11 protein-coding genes and 1 riboswitch are annotated in these 12,031 nt (G+C 34.1%); of the genes, 10 read left to right on the top strand and 1 reads right to left on the bottom strand.

The genetic code is table 11. The features are described from left to right. Positions 1–23 precede the first annotated feature (23 nt). The 6 genes from J0J69_RS03085 (at position 24) to J0J69_RS03060 (ending at position 5,422) form a co-directional block, all read left to right on the top strand. Positions 24–284 carry a hypothetical protein gene (locus J0J69_RS03085; RefSeq protein WP_212725920.1) on the top strand — a complete coding sequence of 87 codons (261 nt, stop codon included), beginning with the start codon at positions 24–26 and terminating at the stop codon, positions 282–284. A gap of 198 nt (positions 285–482) precedes the next feature. Continuing rightward, positions 483–1,442 carry a DUF4097 family beta strand repeat-containing protein gene (locus tag J0J69_RS03080; RefSeq protein ID WP_212724454.1) on the top strand — a complete coding sequence of 320 codons (960 nt, stop codon included), beginning with the start codon at positions 483–485 and terminating at the stop codon, positions 1,440–1,442. Between the two features lie 36 nt (positions 1,443–1,478). After that, entirely contained in the window at positions 1,479–1,955 is a 477-nt protein-coding gene (locus J0J69_RS03075) for a deoxycytidylate deaminase (RefSeq protein ID WP_055243172.1), read from the top strand. 671 nt (positions 1,956–2,626) lie between these two features. Continuing rightward, positions 2,627–3,094, top strand: coding sequence for a signal peptidase II (lspA, locus tag J0J69_RS03070; RefSeq protein WP_055243171.1), 468 nt, complete (start codon positions 2,627–2,629; stop codon positions 3,092–3,094). Positions 3,095–3,209: 115 nt separating this feature from the next. After that, entirely contained in the window at positions 3,210–4,124 is a 915-nt protein-coding gene (locus J0J69_RS03065) for an RluA family pseudouridine synthase (protein WP_055243170.1), read from the top strand. A gap of 17 nt (positions 4,125–4,141) precedes the next feature. Further along, complete coding sequence (locus J0J69_RS03060) at positions 4,142–5,422, top strand: rhomboid family intramembrane serine protease (protein ID WP_212725919.1); 1,281 nt, start codon at positions 4,142–4,144, stop codon at positions 5,420–5,422. A 268-nt stretch (positions 5,423–5,690) separates the two neighbouring features. Here the strand turns inward: J0J69_RS03060 and rnhC are convergent, their stop codons facing one another. Next, positions 5,691–6,608 carry a ribonuclease HIII gene (rnhC, locus tag J0J69_RS03055; protein WP_212725918.1) on the bottom strand — a complete coding sequence of 306 codons (918 nt, stop codon included), beginning with the start codon at positions 6,606–6,608 and terminating at the stop codon, positions 5,691–5,693. Between the two features lie 315 nt (positions 6,609–6,923). Here rnhC and J0J69_RS03050 point away from each other — a divergent pair, with 315 nt between their 5' ends. From J0J69_RS03050 to J0J69_RS03035, 4 genes are all read left to right on the top strand, one after another. Next, entirely contained in the window at positions 6,924–9,269 is a 2,346-nt protein-coding gene (locus J0J69_RS03050) for an endonuclease MutS2 (protein WP_212725917.1), read from the top strand. A 133-nt stretch (positions 9,270–9,402) separates the two neighbouring features. Then, positions 9,403–9,569: riboswitch (Lysine riboswitch) on the top strand. Between the two features lie 79 nt (positions 9,570–9,648). Then, positions 9,649–10,458 carry a transporter substrate-binding domain-containing protein gene (locus J0J69_RS03045; protein WP_068758798.1) on the top strand — a complete coding sequence of 270 codons (810 nt, stop codon included), beginning with the start codon at positions 9,649–9,651 and terminating at the stop codon, positions 10,456–10,458. Between the two features lie 10 nt (positions 10,459–10,468). Continuing rightward, the gene (locus J0J69_RS03040; protein WP_370456882.1) at positions 10,469–11,221 is read left to right on the top strand and encodes an amino acid ABC transporter permease; all 753 of its coding nucleotides are present in this window, start codon (positions 10,469–10,471) and stop codon (positions 11,219–11,221) included. A gap of 11 nt (positions 11,222–11,232) precedes the next feature. Further along, positions 11,233–11,982: an amino acid ABC transporter ATP-binding protein gene (locus J0J69_RS03035; protein ID WP_055277447.1), complete on the top strand. Its 750-nt coding sequence runs from the start codon at positions 11,233–11,235 to the stop codon at positions 11,980–11,982. Positions 11,983–12,031 lie beyond the last annotated feature (49 nt).

The following is a 12,031-nucleotide window of genomic DNA, read 5'->3' as shown; positions in this document are numbered from 1 at the left end:
CTTAGATATTAGCTGAAGGAACTATGGAAGATCAAATTTTACAACGTTTAAGTTCACCTAAAGACGTGGCTAAAGAAGCCAAGCAAGCACTTGGATATGAGTCAAAATTCAATTTTAATCAAGAAGAAGTGATTGATCATGTCAAAAAAGGAGTTAATGCAGCTACTAATCAATTGAATGAGGCATTAGAAAATAAGAGAAGTAATGGGAAGCCGACCTTAGAACAAGTTCTTTTTATCATCTTGTGTGCAATATTTTTAATAGTAGCTTTTTCAGTAGATTGAGCTGGTTTAGGATTCATTGTTGGGGGGAATGAAGCTTTTACCGTATCATTTTTATTGATTCACTTTACGTGGTCATTATTTTTTTGCTGTTGAGTATTAGTATATTATTGGTTAATACCCAAATTACACTTTTCTATGGACTATATGTCCTTGGACGCTACTTCATCCGTCATTTTAAATACATAGGGGGGAGATTTCATGAAAAAGTATTTAATCTATTCAATTGTGTTAGCGGTGATTCTTTTTGTTGGAAGTTTAATCACTTTGATGATTTATGAGGTCACGAAATTGCCAGATAGTTTGAATCGTATAATCACAGAAGTAGAGGAGTTTACAAATCATGAATTCCAATTAGATTTCAATAAGAAGTTCACTTCAAATTTAACGTATGAGACCGGCTTAGATGGTCAATCTATTTATGAAAGTCAATATTTTTGGCAAGGTATTCAGTTAGATATTGAGGCAGATTTAGTGAATGCAGATGTTACGGTGCAAAAAACAGATGGCGATCACATAGAAGTAGCGATTGAGACGAAGGTTCCTGAGCGTTATCGAATTGATTTTGATGGAAGAGAACTACAAATCAAAGAGAAAAAACAAGTTAGATTTTGGTTGTTTGGGTGGAATAATTATCAGAAAGCACAAGTAGTCATTAAAGTACCGACAGAATCAGTAGATGTGAACTTAGAAACAATCAACGGTGATGTAATGATTGAGTTATCAGGGATAGATTTAGCAGCCTCAACAGTAAACGGTGATGTAACCATTTCTCACTCAGCATTTACTCAAGCAAACCTTTCGGTAGTAAATGGAGAGATTTTTGTAACCGATAGTAATGTTAGTAATGTTTTATGTTTACAGACTGTCAATGGAAGCTTAGACGTTGAACGTGTCAAGGCTGACCGATTTATTGCTGAAACGGTGAAGGGTGATTTCTTATTATCAGATATCTCAGGTCGTGGGTTATCTACTTCAACGGTCAATGGCGACTTTAGTGGGTATAATATCTACCTGAGTGAGATTGCGGTTGAAAAATTAAATGGAAGCTTTAAGTTAGTAAATGAAGATTCAACCTATCAAATTCAATCGCTAAAACTTTCAGGGCTACAGAAAAATCATGAAATTCAAGCAAATATTTTAAATATCAGTTATAATTAAAGATGAATCATTAAGAGCAATATAGGAGTGGATTATATGCGTGAAAATTATTTAAGTTGGGATGAATACTTTATGGGAATAGCATTACTTTCAGCCATGAGAAGTAAAGATCCTCAAACACAAGTAGGTGCATGTATTGTTAATGAAGATAATCGCATTGTTGGGATTGGTTACAATGGATTTCCACACGGATGTTCAGATGTTGAATTCCCATGGGAACGTGAAGGTGAGTTTCTAGAAACTAAATATCCCTATGTGGTTCACGCAGAACAAAATGCAATTTTAAATAGTACAACTCGTTTAAAAAAATGCCGATTATATGTCTCATTATTCCCGTGTCATGAATGCGCAAAATATATTATTCAATCTGGAATTGAGGAAATTATTTATATGAGTGATAAGTATGCGCATACTGATAGCACCCTTGCTTCAAAGCGAATGCTAGATGCAGCGGGAGTGAAGTACCGTCAAATGAAAGAAGTTAAAATTACTGTTGAAACAGAAATGAAATAATTTTTTAAAAGCATGATTTTGATGCCACTAGAAAACTAGTGGCTATTTTTTTATTAGTCATTGAATAAGGTACGATTAATAAAGGTTATGGAAATTAATCTAAAAAAGAATGGCATAATAAAGGGGATATTGACTAATGAAATTAGAGCTTTACTCATCTTTTTATGACCGATTAAAAGGTAAACTTAATTTTTCACCGTATGATAGCAGTTTCAATGATTAAAGTGCAATGATAGAATCATGAATCTTCACTGCATTATTTAAGAAGGATATTGATAAAACATACAGTTGAAAAAAAGTTAATAATTAAGATATAGAAAAGAGCAAATGAATGGTATCAGCTTAGCTGTGAATTCATATTTATCATGATTATCCTTATAAAATAAGATGGGGGGAAGGTGTAGATAGATACTTTGTTTGTATAAGAGTTGAAATCTAAATAGAATGTGTACCAAACCCATTTTAAGAATCAGAAAGAGGTGATTGTTTATTCCAAAAATAGTAAAATAGACTTATGTATTGATGTTCTTTTTATCAAAAGAATAAGGAGAGATGAAAAAGTATTAAGAAGTGCTTTCCACAATAGGGAAATATTATATACAAAAATAGAATTGTTTGTTATAATGTTAAAATGTCAAAATAAAACGAATACTAAAGGAGTAGTGAGATAAATGTGGCTTGTTTTAGCGATTGTCGCTGTGACGATTATCGTCGATCAATTAACTAAATTTTTAGTTGTGAAATACATGACCCTAGGTCAATCTATTTCAGTGATTGATAACTTTTTATATATCACCTCTCACCGAAATGAAGGTGCAGCATGGGGAATCTTACAAGGGAAAATGATTTTCTTTTATGTTGTGACATTAGTGGTCATTGGTTTGGTTATCTTATGGATTAGAAAATTAGATATAAAAAAAGAAAAGTTGCTAGTGATTGCCTTATCATTAATTTTAGGTGGAGCATTAGGAAACTTCATTGACCGCGTGATGTATCAACATGTCGTTGACTTCATTAATACGTATATTTTTGGTTACGATTTCCCGATTTTTAATATTGCAGATAGTGCCCTATGTATTGGGGTATTCTTAATGGCTGTGGATGCCATTTTAGATATTAAACGTCACTCACAATCATAGATTTAAAAGCTTCATTTATTCCTACACCAGTGTATCGACATAAAGAAATAAAATTGCAACAAGATAAGTAGTAAATGCTTAAATAGTTTTCTGCTTTGTGAAAGGATGGGCGTTTATGGAACAAGAAACAGTCTTAGTACCAGAAGAATTAGTAGGTGTGCGTTTAGATAAAGTGTTAAGTGAATTATTTAGCGATTTATCACGTTCATATATTCAACAATTAATTAAAGATCAACAAGTTTTAATTAATGGAAAAAATGAAAAAGCAAATTATAAATGTCGTTTAAACGATCAAATCGATATTACTATTCCAGAACCAGAAGCATTAGATGTTGTTCCTGAAGAAATGGATTTAGACATTGTTCATGAAGATGATTATGTGATTGTTGTCAATAAACCATCTGGAATGGTCGTACATCCAGCACCAGGTAGCATGAGTGGAACATTAGTTAACGGTTTAATGGCTCAAGCTAAAAATTTATCTGGAATTAATGGCGTATTACGTCCTGGAATTGTCCATCGTATTGATAAAGATACATCAGGATTATTAATGGTAGCTAAAAATGATTTAGCTCATGAATCGTTAGTGAATCAATTAGTGGAAAAAACAGTGACTCGTCGTTATATTGCCCTTGTACATGGTGTTATTCCTCATGATAATGGAACGATTGATGCACCAATTGGTCGTGATCCAAAAGATCGTAAGAAAATGACAGTTATTGAAGGGGGAAAACATGCAGTCACTCACTTTAAAGTGTTAAGACGTTTTAAAGATTTTACCTTAATTGAATGTCGTCTTGAAACAGGGCGTACACATCAAATTCGTGTCCATATGAAATACATTGGATATCCATTAGCGGGTGATCCACAATATGGTCCACGCAAAACAATTGGTGGGGAGCATGGTCAATTTTTACATGCAGCAATTTTAGGATTTGATCATCCAAAGACCGGGGAGTATTTAGAATTCTCAACGCCACTTCCTTCATATTTTGAGGAGGCACTTGAGAGTCTTGAAAATTTAGGATAGGTATAGGTGATTTAAACATGAGCAATCAAGGTGTGATGAAAGAAATACGAATTGATATTCAAAGTGAGCTTGCCATGAATATTATTAATTATCTCATAGTTGAGGAAAATTACGTTTATGTAGGTAATGAACGAGATATTTGGTTAGAAAACTTATCTCATCCAACTGTTCAATTGATTTATATCAATCAACGTAATCTCTTTAATGAACATCAAGCCACTCAATTCTTTAATCAGGTAGATGCTGTTCGTTCACGTGTTCGTCGTCGATACTTAATGGGAAGATTAAATGTCATTATCCTTAATTTAGACCAATATAGTTCACGTTTTCTAGAGTCTCATCGTAAGTATCTTAAGATTGTTCATGTTAATCAGCCGAGTGATTTAAAACAAGATGTGGAATTACAACAGTTATTCCCACATTTAAAAGAAGCACAGTTAGAACGTTCAATGATTGAGTTGATCCCTCTCATGCAACAAGCCACGAAAGAAAAAGCAATGAAGGTAAAAAAAATGCTAATGTTTCAAAATAAATCATTTATTACATACGGATTTATTGTGTGTTTAATTGCTATTTTTGCTTTTTTACAGTTTAAACCGATTAATGAATGGTTTGCTGCTGTTGCGATTGATTATGGTGCTAAGTATAATCCACTCATTTTAGCAGGACAGTATTATCGTTTAATAACACCGGCTTTTTTACATTTAGATTTAATGCATTTATTGTTTAATCTTGTCTTTATTTATCAATTTGGAAGAATGATTGAGCATGTATTTGGATGGTGGCGAATGTTAGTTATCATCATTGGATCTGCGATTTTTGGAAATTTATGCAGCTATGCCTTTATTGATGGATTATCCATTGGAGCTTCAACCGTTGCCTATGGCTTGCTTGGAGCGTTATTGTTTCTTGGAATCGAAAGTCGTAAAATGTTTATGCATTTTGTTCGAACTCTTGTGCTACCGATTTTATTATTCTCAGTCATATGGATATTTTTAGAACCTAATATTGATTTTTATGGACATTTGGGAGGCTTTTTAGGAGGGTTCTTAATTGCAAGTATTACCGGATTACCCAAACATAAATATTACTTATCGCGTACGATATTAGCAGGTGCCACTATTCTTGTCTTGTTAGTAGGATTATTTAATCGTGGTGCTGCAATTACTAAACAAACAGACTATACGCTGTATAATAGAGCTATGATTGCTTATTATTATCAAACGGATCAACTTGAAAAAGCTGAACAATTTATAGAAACTCTTCAGTTAGATTTTAATGAACTATTTAAAAAATAATTTTAAAAGAGCTCAACTTGATGTGAGCTCTTTTTATATGTGCCCGTATTTACCGCCCTTTGTCAACAATATAAAAAGACTGTACTAATTAAAAAGTAGTATAACAAAAAGTACCTTATCGTATAGGCTTTTTTCTTGGTCTATATCATAAGGTACTTTTTAATTAGATTAGTCTATATAGGAATAGAAATATATTTTATACCAAGATATCCTATAGTCTTGTTAAAAGTTTTTATGTTTTGGAAAACTGATTGGGATTTATATATTTTTATTTTAAGATTTTATTCGTATTTGCAAAGTGCCATTTAGTTAATTCATTGAGTTTTTCTGGTCCAAATTGTTGAACAAAACGACGTCCAGCTACATCAACTGGATTTCCAGCTCCTTTTGGTAAATCAAAGTTTAACTTTTTACTCATGATATTCATATATTTAACAAATGATGCACGAGCCAAAATTGAAGCAGCGGCGACTGCAACATGAACTGACTCTCCTTTTTGGATAAAATGGAGATTTTCTTTAATAATTGTTGGTTGTTTGGGTAATGCTTTTAAATAGTCAAAATATTTTCTTTCGTTCACGAATTCATCCATAATCAAATATGAGGGATAGTGAGGAAGTGAGGTTGTTAATTTAATTAGCGCCTGATTATGTAAGAACGCTTTAATCGAGTTAGCATTCATTCCTCTGTCAATCATTGTATTATATTTTTCATTTGGAAGAATGAGGACTTGATGAGCAATAAGGGGTTCGATTTGTTCGGCCAGATGACAAATTTCTGGATCTTTTAATGCTTTAGAATCTTTAATTCCCATCGCTTGTAATTTAGAAATTAATTCTTCTGGGACATAAGCACAACAAACAACAAGTGGACCAAAGTAATCACCGGTTCCAACTTCATCACAACCGATGGCACTTAAACTTGCGATATTCGCTGGAAGTTTTGAGCTGGATGTTTTAGCTTTAGTAGTCGCTGCTTGAGGGGGCGTTTGCCACTTTTGAGCCTCTACCTCAGGTGCTTTTCCTTGAAAGACAACCTTTTTACTTAAATAAGCTGTGATGGTACAATGCGTCGTTTTCGCCTGGAATAATGTATGATTTGGGACTTTAATAATTTGATTTGTATAGTGTTGATACATTTTTTCTAACATTTGTTGAGAGACTGTAAGTGTAATTGTTGAAGCCATCTCGTCACCAACCCTTCTTCATGATATTATGATTTTAACAGAAAATAAAAAAATTTCCTATTATAAATGAGAGAATAACGGTTGGATTTTTATAGGTTCATACTTTTATGGTCGGAATGAAAATTTGACGTGGCTTGATCTTGAAATAGTGTTGAAGTGTGAAAAATATAAGAAATTGTCTCTATTTATTGAGAGTCATTTGTTTTATGATAGAACGTCTTGTGTCTTGAGAAGAATACTAGGTTTTTAGAGTGTTTTGTGTTAAAATAGTAAAGATAAAATTTTTGCATTTTTTAGGCAGTTGGAGTGAGATTAATGAAACAGGCCATTCAAATATTAGAATTTAATAAAATTAAACAAACGGTAGATTCATTATGTGCTTGTTCACTCGGACAAAAGCGAGTGGAGTATTTAAGTCCATCCATTGATGAGAAACAAGTGGAGTATTCGTTAAATCAGTCGGATGAAGCGTTAAAAATTATTTTAGCATTGGGTGAAGCCCCATTAGGTGGGGTCACAGACATTACAGAAGCCATTAAACGAGCTAAAATTTCTGCAATGTTAAGTGCCCAAGAATTATTAGGGATTAGCCGTTTATTATACGCGGTTTCACAATTAAAAACTTTTTCAGAACGTTTAAATGAAATTAAAGTAGACGCGCCAATTTTCTCGTCTCAAGTGAATAGTTTAGTCTCATTAAATAGTTTACAGACAGCAATTAATGATTGTATTGATGAAACTGGGTACATCTTAGATAGTGCTTCATCTGAATTAAGAAGTATTCGTCGTTCGATTCAAAGTACGGAAGCACGTATTAAAGAAAAATTAAATCACGTTGTCTCAGAACGTCGTAATAAATTAACAAATGGGATTGTTACCATCCGAAATGAACGTTATGTTGTACCTGTTCGTGCCGAAGCTAAAAATACATTTGGCGGAACCGTTCATGATCAATCCTCATCAGGAAATACTTATTTTATTGAACCAAAAGAAGTTGTTGATTTAAATAATAAATTACAAGAGTATCACGTGGAAGAGCGCCGTGAAATTGAACGTATTTTACGCGCTTTAACGGAAGAAGTGAAAAAATTCGTTGACGCGTTGGCTGTCAACGTAGAGGTGTTAGGTGAAATCGACTTCATGTTTGCCAAAGGAAAATATGCACGTTTGATTAATGGAACACGTCCAAAAATGAATACAAAAGGAATCATCCGTTTAGTTGCGGCACGCCATCCACTCATTGATCAAAAAGTCGTTGTTCCTAATGATATTGAATTAGGAGATGAATATACAACGATTGTCATTACAGGTCCAAATACAGGAGGAAAAACTGTTACTTTAAAAACGGTTGGTTTATTAACTTTAATGGCACAAGCTGGACTTTTAATTCCGGCTCATGAAACATCACAATTAGCAATCTTTGATCATGTATTTGCTGATATTGGTGATGAGCAAAGCATTGAACAAAGTTTATCAACTTTCTCATCACATATGACAAATATTGTTCGAATCATGGAACGTTTAACGGTGAATAGCTTAATTTTATTTGATGAGTTAGGGGCAGGGACCGATCCAAAAGAAGGAGCTTCTTTAGCCATTTCTATTTTAGATTACGTGAAGGTTCGTGGTGCAAGAACCATTGCCACTTCCCATTATCCGGAGTTGAAAGCATATGCCTATGAAAATGATGATGTCATTAATGCGTCAGTGGAGTTTAATATTGAAACATTATCGCCAACCTATCGTTTATTAGTTGGGGTACCAGGTCGTTCAAACGCGTTTGAAATTTCAAAACGTTTAGGGTTAAAAGAAGCGATTTTAACAACAGCTCGTGCGTATGTTGAAACAGAACGTACGGAAATGACTGATTTAATTACGAAATTAGAAGATCGTGGTTTAGAGTTAGATCATGAAATTCAATTATTACAAAAACAAAATCAAGAAGTAGAAGCGATGCGTCTTGATTATGAACGTAAGATTGCAAAGTTTGAAGCTGAACGAGAGCGTGTCTTAGAAGACATTAAAAAAGAAGCTTTTGAAAATATTCGTCAGGCAAAAGAAGAAGCAGAACAAATTGTAGCGGATTTACGTCAAGCAAAGAAAATGGCTGACTTAAGTATTAAAGATCATGAACTAACAGAAAAACTAACGTCGCTTAAAAAATCAGAAGCCAAACAAGCAGAGCAGTTTAAACGTAAAGCACGTAATAAGGCCCCACTAAAAGCAGGAGATGAAGTCATGGTACTTTCATTAAATCGTCAAGGAGAACTCATTGAGAAAACAAAAAATGGTGACTGGATGGTTCAACTTGGAATGATGAAAGTAAACATTAAAGAAGAAGATTTAGAATATTTACGTCAATCAGTGAAGAAAAAAGATTCAGGCAAAGGTAAAATGATTCATAAACGTAACACAAACGTTGGGATTCAACTAGACTTACGTGGGGAACGCTATGAGGATGCGATGTTACGTTTAGATAAATATATGGATGAAGTCCTGTTAGCAGGATATCAAACCGTGACAATCATTCATGGTCATGGAACGGGAGCTCTTCGCCAAGGGGTTCATAAATATTTAAAGAAAAACAAACATGTTGCTTCATTTAGATTCGGTGGTGCTGGTGAAGGTGGTACAGGAGCAACTGTGGTTGAGTTAAAATAATAATTAAAGACATAGGGTACCCTATGTCTTTTTTCGTACCAGAGTATTAAGTTACTTTATAAAATAATCCAAAAATTTCCTATAAATACTTGAGGTTCATGTTAAAAAATGGTACATTAAGTTTAGACAAGAAAAATCGTATAGAGGTAGCGGTGCATCAGAGTATTATTTGGAGTCGGCAGACAGTGAAAGATAAGAAAGGTAATCATCGCCGAAAGCTAGCATTGGCAGATGCCTAGCTTGGGGTTGCAGGGAATACCTGTAACACTCCTTCAGAAATGAAGAGGAGCTATTAATCAAGCGGACTTTAAAAAGGTAAGTCGTGTTTAATAGCACGACTTTTTTTGTTGAAGAAAATCAAAAGGGGAGAAAAATTGATATGAAAAAATTTATTGGAGTTTTAGCATTAGGTTCGTTGTTAGTTGGGTGTGGAGCAAACGGAACAAATTCAGAGGATCAATTTATTGTAGGAATGGAGTGTAATTATGCTCCATTTAACTGGCAAACAGATAAGGAAACGGAAACAGCTGTTTCAATTGGTGGAGCGGGATTATGTGATGGTTATGATATACGAGTGGCCTCACAAATTGCAGATACGCTGGGGAAAGAATTAGTCGTTAAAAAATTAGATTGGGATGGATTACAGCCAGCACTTCAATCAGGGGAAATTCATGCCATTATTGCAGGGATGACAGCGAATGAAGAGCGTGAACAAGGAATTGACTTTACAACACCATACTTTGAATCTGAAATGGTCATGATAGTTAAAAAAGATGGAAACTATGTGGATGCCACTTCAATTAATGACTTTAGTGGAGCTAATGTCATCGGACAAATGAATACAAATTATGATGAAATCATTGATCAAATCAAAGATGTTAATCATTTAACGCCACGTTCAAGCTATCCTGAATTAGTTCAAACATTATTAGCAGGAGAGTCTGATGGAATCACAGCTGAATTACCAGTTGCCGAAGGAGTTGTCCAAGCGAATCCAAGTTTAACAATTATTCATTTTGCTGATGGGGAAGGATTTGATGTAGATACATCTGTATCAATTGGGTTAAAAGAAGGAAGCCGCGGATCAGATTTCTTTAATAACGTACAAGCTGCTTTAGATCAAATTTCTGAAGCGACACGTCAGGAATGGATGAATGCTGCACGCGAAACAGCGCCAACAGGAGAGTAAGAGGGTGTTTATGATGTTTCAAGTTGATTTTTTTGAGAAAGCTTTTGATTTATTTACAAATAATTTTAATTTATTTTGGTATGGGATTAAAATTACATTATTATTAGCCTTATTGGGAACAATATTTGGATTAGTTATTGGTCTTGTTTTAGGAGGGATTCGTGCCATTGCCATCGAACCTCGTGATTCGATGGGAGTTAAGGCTATAAAAAAAGTATTACATTGGATTGTGGGGTTGTATGTGTGGTTCTTTAGAGGAACGCCGATGATGGTGCAAGCAATGTTTTTATATTATGCCTTAAGACCTGTCCTTGGGTGGGATGCGATGACAGCAGGGATTGTAATTATTTCTGTGAATACGGGTGCTTATATGGCGGAGATTATTCGTTCTGGGATTCAATCCATTGATAAGGGGCAAATTGAAGCTGCACGTAGTATTGGAATGACGAGCTCGCAAACCATGAGATACATTATTTTACCACAGGCCATCAAAAATTCATTCCCATCTATCGGAAATGAATTTATCGTTAATATCAAAGATAGTTCGATGCTAAATGTCATTGGGGTGATTGAAGTTTTCTTTCAATCACGATCAGTAGCTGGTAGTGCGATGTTATATTCAGAAACATTTTTTATTACTTGTTTGATTTATTTAGTGTTGACAACGATTACGGCGCAAATTTTGCGATTTATTGAGAAAAGAATGAATCTGCCTAAAACATCTTTTCCAGCGTCACAAACTGTACCTAATACGCTTGACTAAGGAGGATCATAGTGGAAGCGAATCATATTATTGAAATCCATCGTTTGAAAAAACATTTTGGGAATTTAGAAGTTTTAAATAACATTGAGTTTCATGTAAAAAAAGGAGAAGTTATTACAATTATTGGATCAAGTGGAAGCGGGAAATCAACCCTTTTACGTTGTATTAATTTATTAGAGAATCCAGATAGTGGAGAAATTTTATATCATGGAAAAGATATTTTAAAGGGAAATATTAATATTAATCATCATCGAACAAAAGTGGGAATGGTATTTCAAAGCTTTAATTTATTTCAAAACAAGACGGTTTTGGAAAATTGTATGATTGGTCAAACTAAAATTTTAAAACGAAGTAAAGAAGAAGCGAAAGAAAAAGCGATGTTTTATTTAAAAAAAGTGGGAATGGAGCAATTTGCAAACTGTAGTAGTACACAACTATCAGGAGGACAAAAGCAACGTGTTGCCATTGCGCGAGCCCTTTGTATGGATCCAGAAGTGTTATTGTTTGATGAACCAACTAGTGCACTCGATCCAGAGATGGTTGGTGGTATCTTAGATGTCATGAAACAGTTAGCGGATGAAGGATTAACGATGATTGTGGTAACACATGAAATGGGGTTTGCAAAAGAGGTTAGTGATCGTGTGGTCTTTATGGATAAAGGGGTTATTGCTGAAGAAGGCACACCTGAGCAAATCTTCATAAATCCAACGCAAGAGCGTACAAAAGAATTCTTACATCGTTATTTATCTAAGAGCCTTTAGGAGAGTTATTCAGTTCATATTTTTTAATGACAGTTATGATGAAACGATC

Origin of the sequence: Turicibacter bilis (assembly GCF_024499055.1) — a bacterium.
Classification (GTDB): domain Bacteria; phylum Bacillota_I; class Bacilli_A; order MOL361; family Turicibacteraceae; genus Turicibacter; species Turicibacter bilis.
Note: the sequence above shows the minus strand (reverse complement) of the source record. Positions and strands in the feature narration are given on the sequence as shown.